Annotated in this window: 26 protein-coding genes; 9 read left to right on the forward strand and 17 right to left on the reverse strand. The window is 64.1% G+C overall.

The annotated features are described in order from the left end of the window. Positions 1-6 precede the first annotated feature (6 nt). Positions 7-1,404, reverse strand: a complete 1,398-nt coding sequence (gene argH / locus JQ631_RS15740; protein ID WP_212327451.1) for an argininosuccinate lyase — start codon at positions 1,402-1,404, stop codon at positions 7-9. A gap of 101 nt (positions 1,405-1,505) precedes the next feature. Here argH and tlpA point away from each other — a divergent pair, with 101 nt between their 5' ends. Further along, the gene (tlpA, locus tag JQ631_RS15745; RefSeq protein ID WP_212327453.1) at positions 1,506-2,171 is read left to right on the forward strand and encodes a thiol:disulfide interchange protein TlpA; all 666 of its coding nucleotides are present in this window, start codon (positions 1,506-1,508) and stop codon (positions 2,169-2,171) included. A gap of 4 nt (positions 2,172-2,175) precedes the next feature. On the opposite strand, the gene JQ631_RS15750 is transcribed toward tlpA, so the two are convergent. From JQ631_RS15750 to JQ631_RS15775, 6 genes are all read right to left on the reverse strand, one after another. Then, positions 2,176-2,370, reverse strand: coding sequence for a hypothetical protein (locus tag JQ631_RS15750; protein WP_212327455.1), 195 nt, complete (start codon positions 2,368-2,370; stop codon positions 2,176-2,178). An 88-nt stretch (positions 2,371-2,458) separates the two neighbouring features. Then, positions 2,459-3,340 (reverse strand): 3-hydroxybutyryl-CoA dehydrogenase, encoded by an 882-nt coding sequence (locus JQ631_RS15755; protein ID WP_212327457.1) that lies wholly within the window; start codon positions 3,338-3,340, stop codon positions 2,459-2,461. A 192-nt stretch (positions 3,341-3,532) separates the two neighbouring features. Further along, on the reverse strand, positions 3,533-4,483 hold the full coding sequence (locus JQ631_RS15760; RefSeq protein WP_212327459.1) for an electron transfer flavoprotein subunit alpha/FixB family protein: 951 nt from the start codon (positions 4,481-4,483) through the stop codon (positions 3,533-3,535). After that, positions 4,483-5,232 (reverse strand): electron transfer flavoprotein subunit beta/FixA family protein, encoded by a 750-nt coding sequence (locus JQ631_RS15765; RefSeq protein ID WP_212327461.1) that lies wholly within the window; start codon positions 5,230-5,232, stop codon positions 4,483-4,485. Before JQ631_RS15765 ends, JQ631_RS15760 begins: the two co-directional genes overlap by 1 nt. A 126-nt stretch (positions 5,233-5,358) precedes the next feature. Then, the gene (locus JQ631_RS15770) at positions 5,359-5,943 is read right to left on the reverse strand and encodes a cob(I)yrinic acid a,c-diamide adenosyltransferase (protein ID WP_212327463.1); all 585 of its coding nucleotides are present in this window, start codon (positions 5,941-5,943) and stop codon (positions 5,359-5,361) included. Between the two features lies 1 nt (position 5,944). Further along, positions 5,945-6,139 carry a twin transmembrane helix small protein gene (locus JQ631_RS15775; RefSeq protein ID WP_212327465.1) on the reverse strand — a complete coding sequence of 65 codons (195 nt, stop codon included), beginning with the start codon at positions 6,137-6,139 and terminating at the stop codon, positions 5,945-5,947. A 164-nt stretch (positions 6,140-6,303) separates the two neighbouring features. Here JQ631_RS15775 and JQ631_RS15780 point away from each other — a divergent pair, with 164 nt between their 5' ends. After that, the gene (locus JQ631_RS15780; protein WP_212327466.1) at positions 6,304-7,197 is read left to right on the forward strand and encodes a YihY/virulence factor BrkB family protein; all 894 of its coding nucleotides are present in this window, start codon (positions 6,304-6,306) and stop codon (positions 7,195-7,197) included. Here the strand turns inward: JQ631_RS15780 and JQ631_RS15785 are convergent. Further along, positions 7,124-8,398: an ATP-binding protein gene (locus JQ631_RS15785; protein ID WP_212327467.1), complete on the reverse strand. Its 1,275-nt coding sequence runs from the start codon at positions 8,396-8,398 to the stop codon at positions 7,124-7,126. The two genes, JQ631_RS15780 and JQ631_RS15785, sit on opposite strands and share 74 nt — an antisense overlap. Before the next feature lie 104 nt (positions 8,399-8,502). Further along, a complete protein-coding gene (gene gluQRS / locus JQ631_RS15790; protein WP_212328615.1) occupies positions 8,503-9,375 on the reverse strand; it encodes a tRNA glutamyl-Q(34) synthetase GluQRS in 873 nt (290 codons plus the stop codon). A 98-nt stretch (positions 9,376-9,473) separates the two neighbouring features. Here gluQRS and JQ631_RS15795 point away from each other — a divergent pair, with 98 nt between their 5' ends. From JQ631_RS15795 to JQ631_RS15815, 5 genes are all read left to right on the forward strand, one after another. Next, positions 9,474-10,211: a DNA-3-methyladenine glycosylase family protein gene (locus JQ631_RS15795; RefSeq protein ID WP_212327468.1), complete on the forward strand. Its 738-nt coding sequence runs from the start codon at positions 9,474-9,476 to the stop codon at positions 10,209-10,211. A gap of 280 nt (positions 10,212-10,491) precedes the next feature. Further along, positions 10,492-12,267, forward strand: coding sequence for a flavin-containing monooxygenase (locus JQ631_RS15800; protein ID WP_212327469.1), 1,776 nt, complete (start codon positions 10,492-10,494; stop codon positions 12,265-12,267). 125 nt (positions 12,268-12,392) lie between these two features. Continuing rightward, entirely contained in the window at positions 12,393-13,370 is a 978-nt protein-coding gene (locus JQ631_RS15805; RefSeq protein WP_212327470.1) for a peptidyl-alpha-hydroxyglycine alpha-amidating lyase family protein, read from the forward strand. A 211-nt stretch (positions 13,371-13,581) separates the two neighbouring features. After that, the gene (locus tag JQ631_RS15810) at positions 13,582-14,139 is read left to right on the forward strand and encodes an HNH endonuclease (protein ID WP_018316280.1); all 558 of its coding nucleotides are present in this window, start codon (positions 13,582-13,584) and stop codon (positions 14,137-14,139) included. 121 nt (positions 14,140-14,260) lie between these two features. Next, positions 14,261-15,511, forward strand: coding sequence for a glycosyltransferase family 87 protein (locus tag JQ631_RS15815; protein ID WP_212327471.1), 1,251 nt, complete (start codon positions 14,261-14,263; stop codon positions 15,509-15,511). A gap of 18 nt (positions 15,512-15,529) precedes the next feature. On the opposite strand, the gene JQ631_RS15820 is transcribed toward JQ631_RS15815, so the two are convergent. Next, positions 15,530-16,411 carry a DMT family transporter gene (locus tag JQ631_RS15820; protein ID WP_212327473.1) on the reverse strand — a complete coding sequence of 294 codons (882 nt, stop codon included), beginning with the start codon at positions 16,409-16,411 and terminating at the stop codon, positions 15,530-15,532. 147 nt (positions 16,412-16,558) lie between these two features. Here JQ631_RS15820 and JQ631_RS15825 point away from each other — a divergent pair, with 147 nt between their 5' ends. After that, positions 16,559-16,780, forward strand: a complete 222-nt coding sequence (locus JQ631_RS15825; protein ID WP_212327475.1) for a dodecin — start codon at positions 16,559-16,561, stop codon at positions 16,778-16,780. A gap of 78 nt (positions 16,781-16,858) precedes the next feature. Beyond that, positions 16,859-17,482, forward strand: coding sequence for an HAD family hydrolase (locus tag JQ631_RS15830; RefSeq protein WP_349644984.1), 624 nt, complete (start codon positions 16,859-16,861; stop codon positions 17,480-17,482). Positions 17,483-17,494: 12 nt separating this feature from the next. Here JQ631_RS15830 and JQ631_RS15835 read toward each other — a convergent pair whose 3' ends face one another. The 7 genes from JQ631_RS15835 to JQ631_RS15865 form a co-directional block, all read right to left on the reverse strand. After that, positions 17,495-18,742, reverse strand: coding sequence for an MFS transporter (locus tag JQ631_RS15835; protein WP_249160307.1), 1,248 nt, complete (start codon positions 18,740-18,742; stop codon positions 17,495-17,497). A 66-nt stretch (positions 18,743-18,808) separates the two neighbouring features. Continuing rightward, positions 18,809-19,777, reverse strand: a complete 969-nt coding sequence (locus JQ631_RS15840; RefSeq protein WP_212327477.1) for an ABC transporter ATP-binding protein — start codon at positions 19,775-19,777, stop codon at positions 18,809-18,811. After that, positions 19,774-20,769, reverse strand: coding sequence for an ABC transporter ATP-binding protein (locus JQ631_RS15845; RefSeq protein WP_212327479.1), 996 nt, complete (start codon positions 20,767-20,769; stop codon positions 19,774-19,776). Before JQ631_RS15845 ends, JQ631_RS15840 begins: the two co-directional genes overlap by 4 nt. After that, positions 20,769-21,686 (reverse strand): ABC transporter permease, encoded by a 918-nt coding sequence (locus JQ631_RS15850; RefSeq protein WP_212327481.1) that lies wholly within the window; start codon positions 21,684-21,686, stop codon positions 20,769-20,771. Before JQ631_RS15850 ends, JQ631_RS15845 begins: the two co-directional genes overlap by 1 nt. Beyond that, positions 21,652-22,611 (reverse strand): ABC transporter permease, encoded by a 960-nt coding sequence (locus JQ631_RS15855; RefSeq protein WP_212327482.1) that lies wholly within the window; start codon positions 22,609-22,611, stop codon positions 21,652-21,654. Before JQ631_RS15855 ends, JQ631_RS15850 begins: the two co-directional genes overlap by 35 nt. Before the next feature lie 29 nt (positions 22,612-22,640). Beyond that, the gene (locus JQ631_RS15860) at positions 22,641-24,431 is read right to left on the reverse strand and encodes a peptide ABC transporter substrate-binding protein (protein ID WP_212327484.1); all 1,791 of its coding nucleotides are present in this window, start codon (positions 24,429-24,431) and stop codon (positions 22,641-22,643) included. A gap of 262 nt (positions 24,432-24,693) precedes the next feature. After that, a complete protein-coding gene (locus JQ631_RS15865) occupies positions 24,694-26,112 on the reverse strand; it encodes a M20 family metallopeptidase (protein ID WP_212327486.1) in 1,419 nt (472 codons plus the stop codon). Between the last annotated feature and the right edge of the window lie 265 nt (positions 26,113-26,377).

Raw genomic sequence — 26,377 nt, forward strand, 5'->3', positions numbered from 1 at the left:
TTGCCTTCAGCCCAATTTTCGCTCTTTTTCCAGCCGCTTCGCCCAGGCCTTGGCCTGCGACGCCACGTTCTTCGGCGCGGTGCCGCCGAAGCTGGTGCGGCTCTTCACCGACGATTCGACAGAGAGCACGCCGAGCACGTCCCTGGTGATCTTGGGCTCGATCGCCTGCATCTCCTTGAGCGGCAGCTCATGCAGCGCCACGCCCCCCTCGGCGGCCTTGGCGACGATGCGGCCGGTGACATGATGGGCTTCGCGGAATGGCATCTTCAGCGTGCGCACCAGCCAGTCGGCGAGGTCGGTGGCGGTGGCATAGCCCTCACCCGCAGCGGCCTTCATCTTGGCTTGGTCCGGCACGAGGTCGCGAACCATGCCGGTCATGGCGCGAACGGCCAGCGACAGCGCGGCAAAGCCCTCCATCGCGCCCTGCTTGTCCTCCTGCATGTCCTTCTGATAGGCGAGCGGCAGGCCCTTCATGACGATCAGGAGACCATTGAGCGCGCCGATGACGCGACCGGTCTTGGCGCGCACGAGTTCGGCCGCATCCGGATTGCGCTTCTGCGGCATGATCGAGGAGCCCGTGGTGAACTTGTCGCTGAGGCGGATCATTCCGACCAGCGGCGAGGTCCAGATCACGATCTCCTCGGCAAAGCGCGACATGTGCACGGCGCAGATCGATGCCGCCGACAAGGTCTCCAGCACGAAGTCGCGGTCGGAGACCGCGTCGAGCGAGTTCGCCATCGGACGATCGAAGGCCAGCGCCTTTGCGGTGGCGTGACGGTCGATCGGGAACGAGGTACCGGCGAGCGCGGCCGCACCCAGCGGCGATTCATTGAGCCGCTTGCGCGCATCCTGAAAACGGCCGCGATCGCGCGCGGCCATCTCGACATAGGCGAGCAGGTGATGGCCGAACGTGACGGGCTGCGCGGTCTGCAGATGCGTGAAGCCGGGCATCACGGTGCCGGCATGCTCCAACGCGCGTTCCACCAGCGCCTGCTGGAACGCGGCGAGCGCGGCATCGGTCTCGTCGACGATGTCGCGGACATAGAGACGAAAATCGGTTGCGACCTGGTCGTTGCGCGAGCGCGCGGTGTGCAGGCGGCCGGCGGCGGGGCCGATCAGCTCCGACAGGCGGCTCTCGACATTCATGTGAATGTCCTCGAGCGCGCGCTTGAATTCGAAGCCGCCCTTGCCGATCTCTGACAAAATCGTGTCTAGACCCTTGCCGATATTTTTCGCATCAGAGGCTGTGATGATGCCGTTCGCGGCAAGCATCGCGGCGTGGGCCTTGGACGCGGCGATGTCCTGGGCAAAGAGGTGACGATCGACGTCGATGGAGACGTTGATCTCTTCCATGATCTCATCGGGACGTTCCGAGAACCGGCCGCCCCACATCTTGTTGCTCATGATCCCCTGCTCACGCCTTGCTTTGCCGCATGTTTGCTGGCGGAGGCCAGCCGTATTAAGAGGCCCCTGATAGCCATATCTGCGACCGGATGACAAACGATATGCTCGACCCAAAGCCCTCCGCCACGCGCCGGATCCCCATCGTCATCGCCACTGTGGTGGTTGGCGGGCTGGCCGGCTTCGCCGCGCTGTACGGGCTAGGCCTGGGTCGGCCCCTATCAGGCGATCCGGTCTGCCGCGCGGCGGTCGCAACCGCGCAAAAGATCGCCCCATTGGCCCATGGCGAGGTGGCGGCCCTGACCATGGCGAGCAAGCCCCTGAAGCTGCCAGACCTGGCTTTTGAGGACGCTGACGGCAAGCCGAAGAAACTGTCGGATTTCCGCGGCAAGACCCTGCTGGTAAACCTCTGGGCCACCTGGTGCGTGCCCTGCCGAAAAGAGATGCCGGCGCTGGATCAGCTCCAGACCAAGCTGTCAGGCCCGAATTTCGAAGTGGTGGCGATCAACATCGACACCCGCGACCCCGAGAAGCCCAAGACCTTCCTGAAGGACGCCAATCTGACCAGGCTCGGCTATTTCACGGACCAGAAAGCCAAAGTTTTTCAAGATCTTAAGTCGATAGGCCGGGCGCTGGGCATGCCGACCTCGGTACTGGTCGACCCGCAGGGCTGCGAGATCGCGACGATCGCGGGGCCGGCGGAATGGGCGAGCGACGACGCGCTCAAGCTGCTGCGGGCCGCGTTGGGCCCGGCTGCCGCTTCGTTTTAGAGTTTCAGGCGGTGATGTTGAGGTTGCCGCCGACACCGGCGCCCACATTGGCGAGCGAGGGCTGACCGGCGCCCATCAGCGTCAAAACGGCGGATTTCTCCGCATCCGCATTCTGCTTCATCAGCGTCGCCGAGATATTCGACTGCAGCGCGCCTTGCTGAGAGGCCAGCATGGTGCTGACCATCGCCATCGTGTCCATTACGCAAACCCTCTTACCGGCGGCACCCTAGGCGGGATCGGTTAATGGGGCATGAATTGTCACAGAGTGGACGCCCGGCCGAGGTGCCTTATCGCGTCGGAACCGGCTTGGCGCCGCGGTAGTCGTAGAAGCCGCGCTGGGTCTTGCGGCCGAGCCAACCGGCCTCGACGTATTTCACCAGCAGCGGGCACGGCCGGTACTTGGAGTCGGCCAGCCCCTCGTGCAGCACCTGCATGATCGACAGGCAGGTATCGAGGCCGATGAAATCGGCGAGCTCCAACGGGCCCATCGGATGGTGGGCACCGAGCTTCATTGCCGCGTCGATCGCCTCGACGTTGCCGACGCCTTCATACAGCGTGTAGATCGCCTCGTTGATCATCGGCAGCAGGATGCGGTTGACGATGAAGGCCGGGAAATCCTCGGAGACAGCGACCTGCTTGCCCAGCTTTGAGACGAATTCCTTGGATGCCTCGAAGGTCGAATCGTCGGTCGCGATGCCACGGATCAGCTCCACCAGCTCCATCAGCGGCACCGGATTCATGAAGTGAATGCCGATGAAGCGCTCGGGCCGGTCGGTGGCAGCAGCGAGCCGTGTGATCGAGATCGAGGACGTGTCGGAGGCGACGATCGCCTCGGGCTTCAAGATTGCACAGAGATCGTGGAAGATCTTGCGCTTGACCTCTTCCTTCTCGACCGCGGTCTCGATCACGAGATCGCAATCGGCGAGGTCGTCGAGCTTCTCGGCGAGCTTGATCCGCCCGACCGCCTTGGCCTTGTCCTCCTCAGTCACGCCCTTCTTGGAGACCTGGCGCGCCAGATTGCCGTTGATGGTCGCCATGCCTGACTTGAGGCGGTCGGCCGAGATGTCGTTGAGCACCACGTCGAAGCCGGCCAGGGCTGCGACATGCGCGATGCCATTGCCCATCTGACCCGCGCCGATCACGCCGACCTTCTTGATTACTGCCGCCATAATGTCATCCACCGGAACGGCGCGCATATCGCGCCCTGCCTATCCCCTGAGCCGGGAGGACCGATTTAATCAGAACCTTGGCTCGAAACCTAGATTGGATCGCTTCGAAGGCGTGCCCCACGCCAAAGAAAACGCCTCGGAAATGCAACACCGGCCGGAGTTTATACCTCCGGCCGGTGTTTTTAGCGCGTTTTACTTGCCGAGCTTGCCGAGTTCGGCCGTCAGCTCCGGAACCGCCTGGTAGAGATCGGCGACCAGTCCGTAATCGGCGACCTGGAAGATCGGCGCGTCCTCGTCCTTGTTGATCGCGACGATGACCTTGGAGTCCTTCATGCCGGCCAGATGCTGGATCGCGCCAGAAATGCCCACAGCGACATAGAGCTCGGGGGCCACGACCTTGCCGGTCTGGCCGACTTGCCAGTCGTTCGGCGCATAGCCGGCGTCGACAGCCGCGCGCGAGGCACCGACGCCGGCGCCGAGCTTGTCGGCCAGCGGCTCGATGTACTTGGCGAAGTTCTCGCGGCTCTGCATGGCGCGGCCACCGGAGACGATGATCTTGGCCGAGGTCAGCTCGGGACGATCGCTCTTGGCGACCTCCTCACCGACAAAGGACGACAGGCCGGGATCGGCCGCCGCAGCGACGCTCTCGACCGGCGCGCTGCCACCGGCGGCTGCCGCCTGGAAGGTCGAGGTGCGGACCGTGATGACCTTCTTGGCGTCCTTCGACTTCACCGTCTGGATGGCGTTGCCGGCATAGATCGGACGCTCATACGTGTCGGGGGCGACGACCTTGATGATCTCCGAGACCTGCATGACGTCGAGCAGTGCGGCGACGCGCGGCATCACGTTCTTGAAGCGCGAGGTGGCGGGCGCGACGATCGCATCATAGGAGGGCGCCAGCGAGACGATCAGCGCGGCCAGCGGCTCGGCGAGATCATGCGCGTAGGCCTCGCCTTCGGCGACCAGCACCTTGGCGACACCGGCAAGCTTCGAGGCCGCCTCGGCCGCGGCCTTGGTGCCCTGCCCGCCACCAGCGACCAGCACAAGGACTTCGCCACCGAGCTGGGACGCCGCGGTCAGGGCCTTGTTGGTGGAGTCCTTGAGGACTTCGTGTTCGTGTTCAGCAATCAGCAACGTGGTCATCAGAGCACCCCGGCTTCGTTCTTGAGCTTCGACACCAGCTCGGCGACGTCCTTCACCTTGACGCCGGCCTTGCGGCCTGCGGGCTCAGTCGTCTTCAGAACTTCGAGGCGCGCAGTGAGGTCGATGCCGTAATCGGCAACCGTCTTGTCCGCGATCGGCTTCTTCTTGGCCTTCATGATATTCGGCAACGAGGCATAGCGCGGCTCATTGAGACGAAGATCGGTGGTGACGATCGCCGGTCCCTTGAGCTTGACCGTCTGCAGGCCGCCGTCGACTTCGCGGGTCACCTTGAAGTCGGAGCCTTCGACCTCGAGCTTCGAGGCGAAGGTCGCCTGCGACCAGCCGAGCAGCGCGGCCAGCATCTGGCCGGTCTGATTGCTGTCGTCGTCGATCGCCTGCTTGCCGAGGATGATCAGGCCGGGCTGCTCTTCTTCAGCAACCTTCTTCAGGATCTTGGCGACAGCGAGCGGCTCGACGTTGCCCTCGGCCTTCACCAGGATGCCGCGATCCGCGCCCATGGCGAGACCGGTACGGATCGTCTCCGACGCCTGCGCAGGTCCAATCGAGACCACCACGACCTCGGTCGCCTTGCCGGCTTCCTTCAGGCGCAGCGCTTCCTCGACAGCGATTTCGTCGAAGGGGTTCATCGACATCTTGACGTTGGCGAGTTCAACGCCCGATCCATCGCCCTTGACGCGGACCTTGACGTTGTAATCGACCACCCGCTTTACCGGCACTAAGACCTTCATCGATCCTCTTTCACTCAATTTGGGAGGGGGGCTATTCAACTGGCGCGGAACCTAAAGGCCTGATCCGGCCCGGTCAACGCGCGAAGGGGCCTAATTTTAGACCTTAGAAATGCTGATCTCAATGGGTCAGCGGTTCTGGCCCGGAACCCAGAGCACGTCGCCGGCGCCATTGTGGTTGGTTGCGCGGCTGGCCACGAACAGGAAGTCCGACAGGCGATTCATATACTGGATGCCAGCCGGGCCGACCAGCTCACCGGGCTGGGCTGCCAGTTCCACCATCACCCGTTCCGCCCTGCGGCAAATCGTGCGAGCGACATGGAGGTAGGCGGCGGCCGGCGTGCCACCCGGGAGCACGAATGAGGTGAGCGGCGCGAGCTTGTCGTTCAGCGCGTCGATATCGTGCTCGAGCCGTTCGACCTGGCTCGCGACCACCCGCAGCCGCTCTGCTCTTTTAGTTCCTTGGCCCTCGCGCTCGGGCACCGCGAGATCAGCGCCGAGATCGAACAGATCGTTCTGGATGCGGCCGAGCATCGCATCGAGCTCCGGCGCATCCCTGGTGTGAAGCCGCACCACACCGATCGCGGCATTGGTCTCGTCGACCGTGCCGTAAGCCGTAATGCGCAGATCATATTTCGGACGGCGCTCGCCGGTTCCGAGCGCTGTCGTGCCGTCGTCACCGGTCTTCGTATAGATGCGGTTGAGCACGACCATGTTAATGCCCCATCGCCCAGACAGCGACCATGGCAATGACGATCGCGATGAACTGAAGCAGCACGCGCAGGCGCATCAATTTCTGCGAGGTGTTGGGCGAACCGCCACGCATCATGTTGACGAGACCGAGCAGCAGCACCACCGCCACGGCGGCCACGGCGATCGGCAGGATGAAAGTACTCAGGAGAGATGCCATTTGAGGGTGATAACACCGTGTGCGTCGCTCCGCCATGGCGTTCCCAATCTGGCTTTTAGGCGAATAATGTCAGAAGCTGGCCGGATGATTTCCGATTTGCGCGCATCGCCGGGCGTGTTCGCCTCTCCCCACCCGCGGGGAGCGGGAGAATTGCGGAGCAGGTTGTGAAGGCAATCCGCACCATCTACGTCATCGTGGAAGACGCCTTCTACACGTTCCTGGCCGACGACGGCTGGGCGATCGCGAGCCATATCGCGCTGTCGACGCTGATGGCACTGTTCCCATTCCTGATCGTGCTGACGTCGCTGGCTGGCTTCTTCGGCTCCAAGGAGCTTGCCGACCAGGCGGCGGGACTCATGCTGCAGGTTTGGCCGAAGCAAGTGGCGGACTCGCTGTCCGGCGAGATCCACGACGTGCTGACCACCACCCGCACGGGCGTGCTGACGATCGGCGCGGTGCTGTCGGTCTATTTCGCCTCGAACGGCGTCGAGGCGCTCAGAGTGGCGCTGAACCGCGCCTATGCAGTGGTGGAGATGCGGCGCTGGTACTGGCTGCGGCTGGAATCGATCGGCTACACGCTGGTCGCAGCCTTCACCGCGCTCGCCATGGCGTTTCTGATCGTGCTCGGCCCGCTCCTCATCGAGGCGGCGCGGCGCCACATTCCGCTGTTCGTCGACTCCAACGAGAGCATCCTCACCTGGATACGCTACGGCATCACCATCGGTGCGCTGGTGGTGGCGCTGTTCATTCTGCATGCCTGGCTGCCGGCGGGACGGCGCGGCTTCTTCCAGATCCTGCCCGGCATCGTCTTCACGATGGGAGCCTCGCTGATCTCTGGCATCGTGTTCGGACAATATCTGGCGCGCTTCGCCAACAATTACGTGACGATGTATGCGGGGCTCGCTTCCGTGATCATCGCACTGGTGTTTCTGTATTTCATCGCCGCGATCTTCGTCTTCGGCGGCGAGCTCAATGCCGCGATCATCAAATCGCGGCTTCCTCACGGCGTCTCGCTTCAAGCAGCGCAGTCGCTAAAGCCCGCGGGGACACAGGCTTGACCAGGAAGGCATCGGCGCCGGCCTCGCGCGAGGCTGCCTCGTCCTCGCCTCGGCCGGACACGCCGATAATCGGGATCTGAGCCAGCGGCGCCTGCATCGTGCGGATCCGCTTGATGGCCTCGACGCCGTCGATGCCCGGCAAGACCATATCCATCAGCACCGCATCGAAACCACCTTGCGCGAGGCGGGTCACCGCATCCTCGCCGCGTCCGATGAACTCGGCATGATGACCAAGCTCGGTCAGGATCGTATTGAGCACGACACGGCCGAAGGGATTGTCCTCGACGCTGAGCACGCGCAGCGCCGCCAGCGCATCGGCTTCATCGCCTTCAGCCCTGCGTGCCTTCGCCGGCCCCGCCGCATCGAGCGTGACGGTCAGGGTGAAGGTGGCGCCGCCACCACGCCGCGGCGCGACCGTGATGTCGCCGCCCATCGCGTGCGCCAGTTGCTTCACCGAGGACAGGCCGAGCCCGGCGCCGCCGAAGCGCGAGGCGATGGTGACATTGGCCTGCGTGAACGGACGGAACAGCCGCTTGATCTCGGCCATGGTCAGGCCGATGCCGCTGTCGGACACAGCAAAGGCAACGCCAACCTTGCGCGTGGTCTTATTGGCCTTGCCGCCTGCTTTGCCTTTGGCCGGACGCCAGGGCGCGGCCGAGATCGCCACACCGCCCTGATCGGTGAATTTGACGGCATTGTCGATCAGGTTCTCGAGCGCGGCGCGAAGGCGAACGGGATCGCCGACCACGAGTCCGGGCAGCTTGTCGGAGATCTCGACCTCGGCCTGGAGACCCTTGGCGGCGGCGCGGCCGGCAAGCGAATCGCCCGTGCTGCGGGCAAGCGCCCGCAGATCGAACAGATCCTGCCGCAGGGTGCTGCCGCCCGGACCCTTGCCGGTCTTGGCGGCATCGACGAACAGCGTGGCAAGGTTCGCCAGATGCTCGGCACCGGCTTTGATGGTATCGGCCCAGCGCCGCTCGCGCTCGCCGAGATCAGAGGTCGAAAGCAGGTCGCTGATCGCGAGAATGCCGGTCAAGGGCGTGCGAACCTCGTGGGCAAAGGCCGCAAGTGCCGCCTGGATTACGTCCGGCGTGACGGGCTTGGTGCCGCGCTTACGCAACCTCCCGGCCGTCCCGGACCGCTTCCGAGGCGGTTGCCTGGACTTTCGCGTGGTGCGCGCCGCGCGCGTTTTCGCCGCCATAAATCCCCTTCGAAGTATCCTCTTCGAGCCCCGGGTTCGCCGGCGAGCATGGCACGGCGGAACCCCCGGAGTCACGGCGGCGTTTGGCTAACCCCCAGAGAAACTTAGCCTAATCCCACGAACAGGCGGATACCGGCGGGCGAGGAACCAGCCGCGCGCAACTCTCGCAGGCCGGTCGAGCGATCTGATTTCGACAGCTTCCGCCCCTCCGCATCGCGAATCAGGGGGTGATGGCGATAGGCGGGTTCGGGCAGCCCGAGCAAAGCCTGAAGCAGGCGATGGACCGAGGTGGCGTGAAACAAGTCCTGGCCGCGCACGATTTCGCTCACGCCCTGCAGCGCGTCGTCGACCACCACGGACAGATGGTAGCTGGTCGGGGTCTCCTTGCGGGCCAGGACGACGTCCCCCCAGGCCTCAGGCCGCGCGGCGACCGTGCCGCGCTCGCCCTCGGGGCCCTCGCCCAACTCGTTCCAGGTCAGGCCGGAGAGCCGCCGGCAGGCCGCCGCCATGTCGAGGCGCAGCGCGTAAGGCGCGCCTGAATCGATCAGGCGCGACCGTTCGCCCGCGGGAAGTGACTTCGCGTCGCCAGGATAAAGCGGCGCACCGTCGGGATCGCGCGGCCACGGCCCATCCGCCTCGCGCGCAGCGACGAGCTTTGCGATTTCTGCGCGGCTTTCAAAAGCGGGATAGACGAGACCGAGCGCCGAGAGCTGTTCCAGCGCGGCACGATAGTCGGCGAGATGCTCCGACTGCCGGCGCACCGGCGTCTCCCAGACGATCCCCAGCCAGGCGAGGTCCTGGTAGATCGCGGTCTCGTATTCCGGCCGGCAGCGCGTCGCGTCGATGTCCTCGATCCGCAGCAACAGCCGCCCGCCGCTCTCACGCGCGCGGTCGAGGTTCAGCAGCGCGGAGTAAGCGTGGCCGAGATGCAAGTGGCCATTCGGGCTGGGGGCAAATCGGAAAACGGGTGGCGCCATATGCAAAGATCTCGTCATGGCCAAGTTCGCCCCGGCCATCTTCTGTTACGATAGGAGATGGATGCGCGGGTCAAGCCCGCACGACAAATAGAGCAGCAATGACGATCCACCTCGAAACCCAGTCCGATCTCGAAGAAGCTGTCCACACGCTGGTCAAGCGCGATCCGCGGCTCAAGCCCGTGCTTGATATCGCGGGCATGCCGGCGTTGCGGCGGCGTGAGCCGGGCTTTGCGGGGCTTGCCCATATCGTCTGCGGACAGCAGCTTTCGACCGCGAGCGCGGCGGCGATCTGGGGACGGCTGTCCGCCGCCTTCGATCCGTTCGATCACGAGGCGGTGCGCCGCGCCCGCACCGACCGCCTGGGACGGCTCGGCCTGTCCGCCGCCAAGATCAAGACGCTGAAACATCTCGCACGCGAGATCATCGCCGAGCGGCTGAACCTCGACGTGCTCGCGGAAGAAGATGCTGACGCCGCGCATCACACGCTGATCTCACTGCCCGGCATCGGACCATGGACCGCCGACGTCTATCTGTTGTTCTGCCTCGGCCATGGCGATGCCTGGCCCGCCGGCGATCTCGCTGTGCAGGAAGGCATCAAGGTCGGGCTTGGCCTTCAGGCACGACCGACGGAAAAGCAGATGGCGCCGCTCGCCGAACCCTGGCGCCCCCTGCGTGGCGCCGCCGCACATCTGTGGTGGAGCTACTATCGCGCGGTGAAGAAGCGCGAGGGCGTCATCACCGGCGAAGCGAACGCTGTTTCAAGCAATGTTGCTGTTACAAAGCGCACGGCCGCCAAGGAGATGCCGGCACGGAAAAAGCCGGGACCTTCACCATGACATCGACCGAGTGCCGACCGCGTCCGCAAGCGTGCCAAAAGAGCAGCGTTTCGGCACGGCATGGTCGGGCTTTGCCCGATGTTGGAGAGAGGCCTGAGCGTCGTCGAGAGCCGCGGGCCGAAAGCCGTGCAGCAGGTTTATTTCGATACGCTAAAGGGCGCATTCCGCCTGAGCAGGGCCATATGCTTTCACTGCTCAGGTAAAGCGCTTTTGACACAAGTCGAACCGGTATAGCGTCAGCCTCAGAGGAAACGCCGCGAAGACGGCCACGAGGTCGCGCATGCTGGATCGCACGAGGGATATGGCCGTTTCCGTGCAGGCCTGGCTCGATGAATTCGAGCGCGCGCTCAGCAAGCCGGATCGCGCCGCGCTGGACCGTCTCTTCCTCGCTGACTGCTTTTGGCGCGATGTGCTGGCGCTGAGCTGGAACCTGCAAACGATCGCGGGCCGCGATACAATCACGCAGGCGTTGACCACGCTCGCCCCCGAAGCGGCGCCAAACAATTTCAGGATTGCGCCGAACCGCGCAGCGCCGCGCTGGGTGACACGCGCGGGCACCAACAACATCGAAGCCATCTTCAGTTTCGAGACTGCACTCGGCCGTGGCAGCGGCATCGTGAGGCTCGTACCCGACGCCGCCGACGGCGATCGTCTGAAGGCGTGGACGCTGCTCTCTGCGCTCGAGGAGCTCAAGGGCTTCGAGGAGCAGCTCGGCGCCTCACGGCCGCGGGGGCAGGCCTATTCGCGCGATTTCCGCGGGCCGAACTGGCTCGATTTGCGCAACGCCTCGCGCGACTATGCCGATCGCGATCCCGCCGTGCTGGTGGTCGGCGGCGGCCAGGCCGGGCTTGCGATCGCCGCGAGGCTGAAGCAATTGCAGATCGACACGCTGATCGTCGATCGCGGGGCGCGGATCGGCGACGTCTGGAGGAAGCGCTATCACGCGCTGACCCTGCACAACCAGGTGCAGGTCAATCACATGCCCTACATGCCGTTCCCGCCGAGCTGGCCGACCTACATCCCCAAGGACAAGCTCGCAAACTGGTTCGAGGCTTACGTTGATGCGATGGAGCTGAACTTCTGGACCGGCACCGAGTTCGAGGGCGGCACTTACGACGAAGCCAAGGGGCACTGGACCGTCACGCTGCGCCGGGCCGACGGCAGCCAGCGCACCATGCATCCCCGCCATGTGATCATGGCGACCGGCGTCAGCGGCATCGCCAACATCCCTGATATTCCGACGCTCGATCGCTTCAAGGGCACGCTGCTGCATTCGAGCCGCTACGAGGACGGCGAAAACTGGAGCGGCAAGCGCGCCATCGTCATCGGCACCGGCAACAGCGGCCATGACATCGCGCAGGATCTTCATTCCAGCGGGGCCGAGGTGACGCTGGTGCAGCGGTCGCCGACCCTGATCACCAATATCGAGCCATCAGCGCAACTTGCCTACGCGACCTACAATGAGGGCTCTCTGGAGGACAACGATCTGATCGCGGCTTCGATGCCGACGCCGCTTGCGAAGAAGACCCATGTGATGCTGACCGAGCAGTCGAAGGAGCTCGACAAGGAGCTGCTCGACGGCCTCCGCGGCATCGGCTTCAAGCTCGACTACGGCGAGGCCGGCACCGGGTGGCAATTCAAATACCTCACCCGCGGCGGCGGCTATTATTTCAACGTCGGCTGCTCCAACCTGATCGTCAAGGGTGCGATCAAGCTGAAGCAGTTCGAGGACATCGAGAGTTTTACGGCCGACGGCGCCCAGATGAAGGACGGCACGGCTATTCCGGCCGATCTCGTCGTGCTCTCCACCGGCTACAAGCCGCAGGAATATCTGGTGCGAAAGCTGTTCGGCGACGGCATCGCCGACCGCGTTGGCCCGATCTGGGGTTTTGGCGACGGCTTCGAGTTGCGCAACATGTATGCGCGCACCGGACAGCCCGGCCTGTGGTTTATCGCCGGCAGCCTCGCGCAATGCCGGATCAATTCGAAATTCCTCGCGCTCCAGATCAAGGCGATCGAGGAAGGCATTTTGCCGCGTGAGGTGGGTCCAGTGTGACCACACTTATCATTCCGTGGCGCGCGCAGCGCGAGCCCGGAATCCATCCATCCCCAAGTTATGCTGCACAATGGATTCCGGGCCCGCGACTTCGTCGCGCCCCGGAATGACAAAAGGAGAGACCCATGCCAGCTATTCTCGGCAGCGGCGAGCACCGCTACCGCGTCGTCGAAAACTTCGCAAAGCTGCCGGACGGCTGGCAGCTCACCGACGTCGCCTCGGTCGCGGTCGACAGCAAGGATCGCGTCTACGTCTTCAACCGCGGCGAGCATCCGATGGTGGTGCTGGATCGCGAGGGCAATTTCCTGCGCAGTTTTGGCGAAGGCCTGTTCTCGCGCGCACACGGCCTGCACATCGATGCCGACGACAATCTCTACTGCACCGATGACGGCGACCACACCGTGCGCAAATGCACCACCGACGGCAAGGTGCTGCTGACGATCGGCATCCCGGCGAAGCCTGCGTCCTTCATGAGCGGTGAACCGTTCCATCGCTGCACCCATACCGCGCTCTCGCCGAAGGGCGAGATCTACGTGTCCGACGGCTATGGCAATGCGCGCGTGCACAAATACACGCCCGACGGCAAGCTGATGAAGAGCTGGGGAGAGCCAGGCACCGATCCCGGCCAGTTCAATATCGTGCACAATATCGCGAGCGATGCCGACGGCTGGGTCTATGTCGCCGACCGCGAGAACCACCGCGTGCAGGTGTTCAACGGCGAAGGCAAATACGAAACGCAATGGAACAATCTGCATCGGCCCTGCGCGCTGTGCTGTTGTGGCGGTAGCAAAAGCCCGACCTTCGTGATCGGCGAGCTCGGCCCCGGCCTGGCCGTCAACCGCAAGGTGCCCAATCTCGGTCCGCGCCTGTCGATCGTGGACGCCACGGGAAAGCGCATCGCGCGGCTCGGCGGCGAGGAAGGTCCGGGCATTGCGAGCGGCAAGTTTCTCGCTCCTCACGGTATCGCACTGGATTCCAGGGGCGACATCTATGTCGGCGAAGTCGGCGTCACCGACTGGAAGACCAGCTTTCCGGACCAGGAGATGCCGGCCTTCGTGCGCGGTACGCGGTGTTTGCAGAAGCTGGAGCGGGTGCGGGAGTAGCCGTCTGGAGTCACAGGGTGATGATCGAGGGGTTCCGCGCCGATGGCGTGGCCCCTCTCAAATCACGGCGCTTTTAGGCGTTTCGCCACCTCGCTGCCGCATTGCATGGGCCTGAATAAGTCGCTCAACGGGCTTCACAATCCCGTCACGCTGCATGTAGTATGTCAGTACATGCTGCTTCGCAGCGTATATTGGAGGCCGGGAGCGTTACTTGAACGCACATGTCTCGCAAGGCAGTTGGCCGGTGCTGGTCCTCAACGCGGACTTCCGGCCGCTGAGTTACTACCCACTGTCTCTTTGGTCGTGGCAGGACGCGATCAAGGCGGTGTTCCTCGACCGCGTCAATATCGTCGCGCATTACGATCAGGCGGTTCACAGTCCCACGCTGCAAATGCAGCTGCCGAGCGTGGTCTCGCTCAAATCCTTCGTCAAGCCGACCACTCATCCCGCTTTCACCCGGTTCAACGTCTTCCTGCGCGATCGTTTCGCCTGCCAATATTGCGGCTCGCCCGAAGACCTTACCTTCGATCACATCATCCCGCGCAGCAAAGGCGGCCAGACCACCTGGGAGAACGTGGTCGCGGCCTGCTCGCCGTGCAACCTGCGCAAGGGAAATCTCACGCCGGTGCAAGCCAAGATGTTTCCGCGCCAGCACGCCTTCGCGCCGACGGTGCACCAGCTCCACCGCAACGGCCGGCTGTTTCCTCCGAATTACCTGCACGACAGCTGGCTGGACTATCTCTACTGGGATACAGAGCTGGATCCGTAGGGCCGCACAGCCGGCAGCCGACTGCCCCAAATCCTTATCGTTTCGTTACCGGACCTTAAGATTCAGTCCGCAATCTCGCCTGTAATCGGCGCCGCGCCGCCCTGCAGAGATTAGCGAACCGATGCTCACCGCAACGTTGGAGCAGATCCAGGCCTCGCCGCGGAAGCGGACGATCTATGTCTGCGTCATTCTTGCGCTGCTGGCGGCCGTGCTTGGCTTCAAGGCCTTCCGTTTCTTCGCAGGCGGCCTCTGGTATGGCGGCCAGACCGCGGACTTCGCGGCCTTCCATATCGTCGCGCAACGGATCTGGCTCGGCGGTCTCGACCTGACCTACCAGTTTGCGTCGTTCACTGAGATGCAGATGGAAGCGGCCGGCGGGGCGACAGACGTGATGCCATGGACCTACCCCCCGCAATTCGACCTGCTGGTTGCGCCCCTCGCATTCCTGCAGGGCTGGTCCGCCTATCTCCTCTTCACGGCCGTCACACTGGCCGCCTATCTGATGGTGCTTCGCACCGTCGCGGCAAACAATTTCGCGCTCGTGCTCGTGGTCTTTTTCCCGGCCATCGCGATCACCATCGCGATCGGCCAGAACGGGCTCCTTACCGGCGCGCTGATCGGATTGGTCTGCATCAACGCAGAGCGGCGCCCGGTGCTATCGGGCCTCGCGCTCGGCATCATGGTGATCAAGCCGCATCTCGCCGTTGCCGCGGGCGTCTACATGCTGTTGACGCGCCGCTGGTCGGCAGTGCTGAGCGCGGCGATCGTGGTGATCACGAGCTCGCTCGTCTGCACGCTCGCCTTCGGTCCGCAGATCTGGGTCGCCTGGCTTGGCAGTATCCGCGAGGCCGCGAGCTATCTCGAGGACGGCCGCTATCAGCTGTTTCGGATGATCTCGGCCTATGCGGCCTTGTACAACGCCGGCCTTCCCGCCGCGTGGGCGTTCTGGGGGCAGATGGTGATGGCAGCGTTGGCGCTCGTTGCCGTCGCCCTCGCCGTTGCGCGCGGACCGTCTCCCCGCTTCGCGCTTGGTATCGTCGCTGTCGCTTCCGTGATGATCAGCCCTTACGCTTATGACTACGACCTGCCGATCGTGGGAATCGGGCTTGCGCTATTGCTTCCCGACCTTGCCAGCCTGGCGAGCCCACGCGAACGCGGCACCATCTATGGGCTTCTCCTGCTGGCGAACGCCTATGGACTGCTGCAATCGGCACGGCTGTCGGCGGAGAATGCCCATGCGAGCGATCTGGAGCGCTTCATGACGCCCGCCGTCGGCGGCTTCGCGCTGATGGTGGTGCTTGCGATCCTGGCGTGGTGGCTGCTGCGCGAGGCCAAGCCTGCCGCTATCCGCCTGCGCGGTGAGGCCGCTTAGCTTGGCGCGCGTCGGTGATTACGCCCGCTGCAAGGCCAGCGTGACACCACCGAGCGTAAGCGCCATCGCCATCCATTCGCGCAAGCCAAGCGGCTCGCCCAAAATGATTGCGGCAGAGACCACGCCGATCACGGGAACGATCAGCATGCCCGTCGAGGCCGAGGTCGGCGGCAGGCGGCGCAGCGTCTCGAACCAGGTGACGTAGCAGACACCCATTGGCACCAGCGTCATGTAGACGAAGCAGCCGAGCCCCAGCGGCGTGATCGCAGTCACGTCCGGGCGCTCGAACAGAACACCGAGGACCAGCATGGCGGCGCAGCCGAGGCCGACCTGCCAGGCGACGACAACCAGCGGCGGCATCGGCAACGGCTTGCGGTTGAGCACATTGCCGAGCGCGAACAGGATGGCGCAGGACAGCGCCAGTCCGATGCCAAGCAGCTTGTCGGCACTGAATGCAAAGCCGTTGCCGCTCAACAGCAGCGCGACGCCGGCAACGCCGAGGACGAGCCCAAGAATGTCCCTGATGGTCGGACGCGTGTGCAGCACCGGCCAGGCGAACAGCATGGCCCAGATCGGCATGGTGTAGGCGAGCAGGGCGCCCTCCCCCACGCTGACATATTTCATCGCGACCGTGCCGAAACCCATCCAGGCGAAGACGTTGGTCAGCGTCGCAAACAGCAGCCGCGGAATCGCCTCGCGCGGGATGGTAAGCCGTTCCTTCCGGCTCAACGCCAGCATGGCAAGAATCAAGCAGGCGCAGACGCCGGCGAGGCCGCGGGCAAACAGCGGCGGCCATTGCTGGAGCAACAGCTTCATCAGCGGCCAGTTCAGCGCCCAGCCGACCCCGGTCACACCGAGGCAGAGGAAGCCGATCGTCCTGTCGCGCCGCGCCAAATCCATGGATAGCGCTTAGCAGGCGAACGCGGCATGCTCCACCTCGGCTGGCGCATGCTGGCCATCGGACGACGGAACCGGAACGGCCGACGTCCGTTCAAATCGGAGTCCATGCGGCGGCCAGCGCTGCCGCGCAACCGAGGGAGGCTCACCATGCCCGCAGCCGAGAAGGATCATGTCTACAAGATCCTGGAACTGGTCGGATCGTCCGAGACCTCGATCGATGACGCCATCAAGAACGCGGTCAGCCGCGCGTCCAAGACCATCCGCGACATGAAATGGTTCGAGGTGGTGCAGACGCGCGGCCACATCGAGAACGGCACGGTGCGCCACTACCAGGTGACCCTGCGCGTCGGGTTCACGCTGGAGAGCTGAGCCGGGTTTGCGCCCGGCAGCGCCTGGGATATCACTGGGGTCGCGGCCGGACGTCCTGGCCGGACCGAGAGCGTTGCCGTGACCGACGAGATCAAGCTTGTCCTCTTCGATATGGACAATGTTCTCTGCGAATATGACAGGGGAAAGCGGGTCGCACGCCTGGCGGAGCTTGCCGGATCCACCGACGAATTCGTCCACCAGGCGATCTGGGATAGCGGCTTCGAGCTGCTTGGCGATTCCGGCACGCTCGATGCCGTCGATTATCTGCGAGGCTTCGGCGAACGCATCGGCTATCCGCTGTCGCTCGACGAATGGGTGGAGGCGCGACGTTGTTCAATGCGGGCCGACCGCGCGATGCTGGAGATCGTCCGAGACCTGCGCCGAACCGTCGACATAGCGGTGCTGACCAACAACACCACGCTGGTCGCTGATCACATCGATACGCTGCTGCCGGAATTGCGGCCGGTGTTCGGCTCCAGGATCTACACCTCGGCCCAGTTCAAGACAGCCAAGCCCGATCCGCTCTGCTATCGCCTCTGCGTTTCAGAGCTCAAGGTCAGACCCGAGACCGTCCTCTTTGTCGACGACCTCGCGGCCAATGTTGCCGGCGCCAGGAAAGCGGGCCTCCTTGCGCATCACCACACGTCCGTCGAGACGTTCAGGCAAGCCCTTTCGGGTTACGGCCTGCTTCGCGAGACGTGAGCGAATTCGACGTCAGGCCAGATCGACGCCGCGCCGCTCCGGGATCAGCGCGAGCAACGCCACGATGTCGATCAGGTAGAGCAGCGCAAGGCCTGCGATCGCGGTCGGAAAACCGTAGGCGGCACTGACGATACCGACGACCAGCGGACCGAAGCCGGCAACCGCCCGGCCGATGTTGAAGAACACGTTCTGCGCGGTGGCACGCGCCGCGGTCGGATAAAGCTCGCTCATCAGCGCGCCGTAGCCACCGAGCATGCCATTGACGAAGAAACCCATCACCGCTCCGCCGATCAGCAGCGCACCAGCGGTCGTCAGCTGCGAATAGACCATCACCATGATGGCCGCGCCGAGCATGTAGGTCAAAAACGCCGCGCGGCGGCCGAAACGATCGGCCGCGTGACCGAACAGGAAGATGCCGAGCGCCATGCCGGCGATAGTGACCGCGGTCCAGAGCGCGGATTGCGTCAGGCCATAGCCGAACCGCGTCGAGAGATAGTTCGGCAGCCAGATCATGATGCCGTAATAGCCGAAATTCTGCACCGAGCAGAGAATGATCATTCCGATGCCGATCCGGGTCGTCTCCGCATCGGCCACGAGCGCACGAAGTGACGAACCGGCATTCGCGGCGTTCGCCTTGTGCGCGATGAAGACGTCTGGCTCGTGCAGCTTGCGCCGGATCACATAGGCGATCACCGCCGGAAACACGCCGAGCGCAAACATCCCGCGCCAGCCGATGATCGGCAGCAGGACCGGCGTCACCAGTGCCGCCGCGAGCACACCGAACTGCCAGCCAAGCCCGACATAGGACGTTGCCCGCGCACGCTTGCCGGCGGGCCACGCCTCGGCCACCAGTGCCATGCCGATGCCGAATTCGCCGCCGAGACCGATGCCGGCGATGGCCCGATAGGCCAGGAGGTCCCAATAGCCCTGTGCCAGCGCGCAGAGGCCGGTGAAGACCGCGAACAGGACGATGCTCCAGGTCAGAACCCGCACGCGACCAAGCCGGTCCGACAGCATGCCAAAGATGAGACCGCCGACGACTGCGCCGACCAGGGTCCCCGTGACCAGCGAGGCCGCTTGCGGCTGCGTGAGCTGAAGGTCCTTCGAAATTGCCGTCAGCATGAAGCCGAGGATGAGGAGGTCGAACCCATCCATGGCGTAGCCCAGCGCCGATCCCCACAGCGCCCGGCGCGCTTGCGCGTCCCGATCCGTCGCGGCCGTGTCAATCGCGCCGAGAGTTACGTCTTGTACCTGGCTCATACGTCCCCCCTACGCCAGCCGGCCCCTTGCAATCAAGGCCTCCGGGGGACCTATGCACCGCGCAACCTAGGCCAGATGACACGACACGAAATGCCCGCTCGCGCCTTCCTTCAGTTCCGGCGCGCTTTCGGCGCAGCGCGGCTGCGCGATCGGGCAGCGGGTGTGGAAGTGGCAGCCCGACGGCGGCTTCATCGGGCTCGGCACGTCGCCCTTGAGGCGGATGCGGTTGCGCTTGAGCTTGGGATCCGGCACCGGCACGGCCGAGAGCAGCGCCTTGGTGTAGGGATGCTGCGGGTTGCGATAGAGGTCGCTCGCCTTGGCCAGCTCGACGATCCGACCGAGATACATCACCGCGACACGGTCGGAGATGTGCTCGACCACCGAGAGGTCGTGCGCGACGAACAGATAGGTGAGGTTCAGCTCAGCCTGGAGATCTTCCAGCAGGTTGATGACCTGGGCCTGGATCGAGACGTCGAGCGCCGACACCGGCTCGTCGCAGACGATCAGCTTCGGCTCGACCGCGAGCGCGCGCGCGATCACGATGCGTTGGCGCTGGCCGCCGGAGAACTCGTGCGGGTAGCGGCGCATGTGATCCGCCTTGAGGCCGACCTTCACGAGCAATCCCGCGACGCGCTCTTCGCGCTCTTTCGCGTTGGACGCGAGATTGTGGATGGTGAAGGCCTCGCCGAGGATGGAGCCGACCGTCATGCGCGGATTGAGCGAGGCGAACGGGTCCTGGAACACAAGCTGCATGTTTCGGCGCATCGCCCGCAGATCGTTGCCGCCGAGCTTGCCGACGTCCTGGCCGTCGAACATGACCTCGCCGTCCGTCGGCTCGATCAGGCGCAGCACGCAGCGTCCCGTCGTCGATTTGCCGCAGCCGGATTCGCCGACCAGGCCGAGCGTTTCACCGCGATTGACCGAGAACGACACGCCGTCGACCGCATAGACGGTGCCGACCTGGCGCGACAACAGGCCGCCGAGCACGGGGAAATGCTTCTTCAGGCCGCTGACGCGGAGCAGAGGCTCGCTCATGCCGCGCCTCCCAGCTGTGTATCGCCGAGATGACAAGCCATGCGGTGGCCGGGTGCGATCTGGCGCAGCAGCGGTTCCTTCTCCGTGCAGACGTCCATGGCGAACTTGCAGCGCGGCGCGAACCGGCAGCCGACCGGCGGGTCGATCAGGATCGGCACCGAACCGCCGATCGCCTCGAGCCGCGTCTTGTGCGCGCTGTCGAGATCGATGCGCGGGATCGAGCGGATCAGGCCTTGCGTATAGGGATGGCGCGGATCGGCGAAAAGATCGTCGACAGCAGCCTCCTCCACCACCTTGCCTGCATACATCACGACGACACGCTGGGCCGTCTCGGCGACGACGCCCATGGCATGGGTGATCAGCATCACCGCCATGCCGAAGCGCTCTTTCATGTCCTGCAGAAGGTCGAGGATCTGCGCCTGGATGGTGACGTCGAGCGCGGTCGTGGGCTCGTCGGCGATGATCAGCTTGGGCTTGCAGGCGAGCGCCATCGCGATCATCACGCGCTGGCGCATGCCGCCGGAGAACTGGTGAGGATAATTGTGCACGCGACCTTCCGCGTTCGGAATCTGCACCAGCTTCAGCATCTCGATGGTGCGATCGAGCGCCTGTTTCCTGGTCAAACCTTCGTGCCGGCGCAGGCTCTCGGCGATCTGCTCGCCAACCGTCAGCACCGGATTGAGCGAGGTCATCGGCTCCTGGAAGATGAAGCCGATCTCCTTGGCCCTGATCTCGTCGAGCTCGTTGCTGGTCAGGGGCACCAGATCGCGGCCATCGAAGATGATCTCGCCGGCTGCGATGCGGCCCGGCGGCATCGCGATCAGCTTCAGGATCGACATCGCCGTGACGGTCTTGCCGCAGCCGGATTCTCCGACGACGCAGAGCGTCTCGCCCTTGTTGATGGTGATGTCGACGCCGTCGACGGCCTGAAGGATGCCGTCGTCGGTGGAGAAATGGGTCTTGAGACCTTTGATCTCGAGCAGCGGCGCCATCAGATCACCCGTCGCGCATCAAGCGCGTCACGCAGACCGTCGCCGATGAAGTTGATGGCGACCACCGCGATGAAGATCGCGCCGCCCGGAAACAGAGCCCAGTGCGGGCCGATATCGAGGAAATCCTTGGCGTCGAACAGCAGCCGGCCCCAGGTCGGGGTGTCAGGCGGAAAGCCGAGGCCGAGGAAGGACAGCGTCGATTCCGCGATGATCGCAGCGGCGACGTCGATGGTACCGGCGATGATCACCGGACCGAGCGCATTGGGCAGGATGTGTTTCACCACCTGCCGCACCGGGCTCGCGCCGAGTGCACGCGCGGCCTCGACGAATTCCTTCTCGCGGATCGACAGGAACTGCGCGCGGACGAGACGCGCCACCGGCATCCAGCGCAAACCGCCGATCACGAGCACGATCAGGATGAAGATGCCGCCCTCGGGGCCGAACACCTGCTTCAGCGCGTCGCGGAACAGATAGATCAGCAACAGCAACAGCGGCAGTTGCGGCAGCGACAGAAAGAGGTCCGTGAGCCACATCAATCCGTGGCCGAGCGCGCCGCGCGACATGCCGGCGAGCGCCCCGATCAGCGTGCCGATCAACACCGACACGAGCATCGCCGCCAATCCGACCGCAAGCGAGATCCGCCCGCCATAGATCATCCGCGCCAGGATGTCCTGGCCGAGATCGTCGGTGCCGAAGGGATGGGTCAGCGACGGACCCTGCAAGCCCGCCACGATGTCGATGTCGTTGATCTTGACGCGCCAGACGAAGGGACCGACCACGACCGCCAGAATCAGGACGAGGAGCATGCACGCACTGACGACGGCGAGCTTGTGGCGGCTGAAGCGCCGCCACGTCTCGCGCCAGGGCGAGTAAGCGCGCCGCTCAGCGGAGGGAGATGCGAGGGTCAAGCCAGCCATAAAGGACGTCCGCAACGAGATTGAACAGCACGACGAGGCAAGCGAAGACGAAGGCGACGGCCATCACCACCGGCGTGTCGTTGGAAAGGATGGAGGAGATCAGGAGCGAGCCGATGCCGGGGATGCGGAAGATCTGCTCGGTGACGATGGCGCCGCCGAACACGGCCGGCAACTGCAGCGCAATCAGCGTGACCACCGGGATCATGGCGTTGCGCATCACATGCTTGACGATGACCTTGGCCTGGCCGAGGCCCTTGGCCCGCGCCGTGGTGACATAGTCGAGCCTGATGACGTCGAGCATCGCCGAACGCACGAAGCGCGTCATCGACGCCGCCTGGAACAGGCCGAGCACCGCCACAGGCATGATCGCCTGCCGGATCATCTCCAGCACATAGTGGATGCCGGTGGCCTTGATGTCGGTCGTGTAGACGAAGGGAAGCCAGTCCAGCGTGACCGAGAAGATCAGGATGAACAGGATACCGGTGAAGAAGGTCGGCAGCGAGAATCCGACAAAGGCGAGCGTGTTCGCGATGCGGTCGAAGATCGAATAGGGCTTCGTCGCCGCATAAACGCCGACGGGAATTGCGACCAGGAGGGCCAGGATCTGCGACGAGCCGATCACGTACAGCGTGGTCGGCAGGCGTTGGAGGATGAGCGTATCGACGTTCATCCGGCTGACGAACGAGAAGCCCCAATCACCATGCATCATGGCATTGAGCCAGTGCAGATAGCGAAGGTAGATCGGATCGTCGAGGCCAAACCTGGCCCGAAGCGCGGCCTGCACTTCAGGCGGCACGTTCGGGTTGGTCGCAAGCTCGCTGAAGGGGTCGCCTGGCGCGAGCGCCAGGACGACGAACAGGACGACCGAGATTCCGAGCAGGCTCGGAATCGCGATCATCAGGCGACGCAGGACGTACTGACTCATGAGCGAATAATCCGCCTAGACGCCCGTGCTCAGCCCTCGCGGTACCAGTCCTGGATATTGTCAGTCTGGTTGGCCCAGCCGGACAACGCCGGCCGGAGCGTGTTGCTGGCAGCCTCCACCGCAAGACGGTGCATCACGGGAATGACGACAGTGTCCTGCCACATCAGGTCGTTGCACTTGATGTAGAGCGCGGCACGCTTGACCGGATCGGTCTCCGTGTCGGCAGCGTCGACCGCGGCATCGAACTCCTTGTTGACCCAGCGCGGGAAGTTCTGCCCCTGCCACTTGTTCTCCTTGGTCGCCACATTGCGCGAATGATAGCGGCGCATGTGGAGGGCCGGATCGGGCTGCGTCATCGGGATCTGGAACTCCTCGATGTCGGTGTAGAACTTGGAATAGGTGTCGGGGTTGGCGACGTCGGAGGAGAAGAACACCGAGGCCACGACCGATTTCAGCTCGACGTCGATGCCGGCTTTCTGGAAGGCCTGCTTGACGATTGCCTGGGTCTTCTGGCGCGGACCGTTGATCGAGGTCTGGTACACGAACTTCAGCTTCTTGCCGTCCTTCTCACGGATGCCGTCGGCGCCGGGCTTCCATCCGGCCTTGTCGAGCAGCGCGATCGCCTTGTCGACATTGAACTCCCATTTGGTGTTCTTCGACACGAAGTCGTCGGGACCATTGAGGTAATTCGCGGTGGTACGGCCGGCACGGCCGTAGATCGCCTTCTTGACGGAGTCGCGATCGACCAGCAGCGCGAGCGCCTGGCGTACAGCAGGATCCGACAGGCTCGGATGCTTGGTCTTCATCGACGAACGCTCGCCATCGACCTCGATGTTGGGATCGGTGAAGTTGATGGCGATGAACTCGATATCGCCGCCGACAGCGTAGAGGGTCTTGCCCTTGCCGCCCTTCTCGAGGCGCAGCAGCACCTCGTCTTCCACCTGCATGTTCCAGGCGAAATCATATTCGCCGGTTTGAATCACGGCGCGCGCCGCCGAGACCGCGTCACCGCCGCCCTTCATTTCGACGCTGTCGAAGAACGGGCGATTCGCCATGTGGTAGTCGGGGTTGATCTCGCCGCGCACCAGATCGCCCGGCTTGAACTCGACGAATTTATAGGGACCGGTGCCGACCGGCTTCAGATTGTTCGGCGCCTCGCGGGACTTTGCGCCCTTGTAGTCGGCGAACAAATGCTTCGGGAGGATGCAGCCATAGGCGCCGACGAAGGCGTTGGCCCAGAACGGCGTCGGCTCCTTGAAAGTGATCCGGACAGTGAGGTCGTCGACTTTCTCGACGGTGAGGCCGCTATAGGTGCTGATCGAGACGCACGCGGTGGCGGGGTCGCTGGCATATTCCCAGTTGAAGACGAGGTCATCGGCGGTGACCGGCTTGCCGTCGTGCCATTTGACGCCGGGCTTGAGCTTCCAGGTGACGGTCTTCGCATCGGCGGACAGGCCGCCATTCTTGATTGACGGGATCTCGGCGGCGAGAATCGGATTGAGATGGCCGTCGACGTCCCAGCTTGCGAGCGGCTCATAGAACAGACGCGAACCGTCCTGATCCTTGGTGCCGGTGGCAAAATGCGGATTGAGCAGAGTGGGTCCTTGCCACCACAGCAGCTTGAGCGGGCCGCCGCCGCCGCGCTTGGTCGGCGGATACGGCGACGGGCTCTGCGCCATGGCGACGCCGCCGATCGAGAGGATCTGGTTCGCCATGGGGGCGGTAAGGCCGACAGCGGCCAGGCGCTTGACGAAGGCGCGGCGATCCATCCGCCCGTCCTTCACGTCACCGATCATCGAACGCAGTTCTTTATCCAGCATGGTTGTCCCCCGTCTGGTTCCCTTATGGATGCAAGCGGCCGCGGGACGGCCGCCGTGTTTTGGCTGGCCGTAGATGGCACACTGAATAGGCCGCGCGTCAACTGCGGCTGTGTGTGTGCAAACGATGTTCTGGCTGTCCGTTGGGCAAAACTTCGTTCCGGAGCCCAACGGTTCGGCATTCCGGCGTCAAAATCCGCCGGAAACCCAAGTTGCACTGCGAAAAATTTGTTCGCGAGATCAGACGAAGTATCGAGACGGAATTCTACGCCACGGACATATTGAGCGGCGGCGCGACGTGGTCCGGCAGCGGGCAGACATAAGGCGTCTTCGCCGTCCGCTTCGTCAGATCGGCCTTTGCGGCCTTGATCAGCTCCGGTTCAATCAGCGCCTTGATGCCGAGGCCGGCCATAGCCTTCGCCGCCTGCACCATAGCCTTATGAGCATGCGGGCTCTTGCCCTGCGCCACCACCTGCCAGGTGTGGAAAGGCGTACCGATTGCAACCGTTGGTGCATGAACCTGCACGGTCGGCACCACCCAGCTGACATCGCCGACGTCGGTCGAGCCGACCAGCGGATTACGCTTGGCGTCCAGCGGCACCAGGAAGTCGGCCAGCGGCCGATCGGTCGGCTCCATGCCGATGGCATAGTAGACCGACGCGATGTCCTTGTCGGTCAGCGTCGCACGGATCTGGCTGGCAAAGCCCTTGTCGGTATCGTCGAAATGCGGCGGTCCGAGTTCTTCCATGACCCGATGCAGCGCCTGCTCCAGCGGCGTGTTCGGCAGGATGTTGGAGACTGCGGAGATGATCTTCATCTCGACCTTGGTCTCGGTCATCAAGGCCGCGCCCTCTGCGATCTTGCTGACGCGCCCGACCAGCTCGTTCATGCCGGGAAGGTCACGGGCACGAATGGAATAGCGCACGCGGGCATGGGCCTGCACCACGTTGGGCGCAATGCCGCCGGTGTCCAGCAGCGCGTAATGCACGCGGGCATCGCTCGGCATGTGCTCGCGCATGTAGTTCACGCCGACATTCATCAGTTCCACCGCGTCGAGCGCGGAACGGCCGAGATGGGGCGAAGCCGCCGCATGCGAGGTGCGGCCGGTGAAGATGAAGTCGGCGCGAGTATTGGCGAGCGACGGCGTCACCGCGACTTCCCAGAAGCTGTTCGGATGCCAGGTGATGGCGATGTCGGCGTCCTCGAAGGCGCCCGAGCGCACCATGAAGGCCTTGGCAGCGCCGCCCTCTTCCGCCGGGCAGCCATAATAGCGCACGCGGCCGGGCACCTTGTTCTCGGCGAGCCAATCCTTGACCCCGGTTGCAGCGAGCAGCGCTGCGGAGCCGAGCAGATTGTGACCGCAGCCATGGCCATGCCCGCCGGTCTCGACCGGACGGTGCTCGGCAACACCCGCCTCCTGGCTGAGGCCCGGCAGCGCGTCATACTCACCCATGAAGGCGATGACCGGACCGCCCTCGCCCCATTCGCCCATCACAGCCGTCGGAATGCCCGCCACCTTCTCGGTAATGCGGAAACCCTGGTGGCGCAATTCGGCGACATGCTCGGCGGCGGAACGCGCTTCGGTGTAGCAGACCTCGGGCATGCCCCAGACCTTGTCGCTAAGGTCGATGAAACGTCCCTTGATCGTGTCGATGCCACGCCAGATGTCGCTGCGGTTATCCATTGCTTCGATCCGTGATCTCTTGGTCCAACGAAGCGGCAATGGTTAGCAGCTTCATTGAACCCCGCCTAGCACCTCAGGGGACACCAGCCATGCGACCGATGCCGAATTCGGCAATCGCCATCGAATCCAGGCGAGCGATGCCTGTCATCTTTGGAAATTGGCGTCGCGCCATCTGGAATAGTTGCGGTCAAGTCTTTCAAGACGGCCTTCTCCGGCCTAAATTATGTTTGCTTCGCGCGTCGTTCCGTGGCCAAGGCGGAGCGAT

The organism is Bradyrhizobium manausense, from assembly GCF_018131105.1.
In the GTDB taxonomy this organism is placed as follows: Bacteria; Pseudomonadota; Alphaproteobacteria; order Rhizobiales; family Xanthobacteraceae; genus Bradyrhizobium; species Bradyrhizobium manausense_B.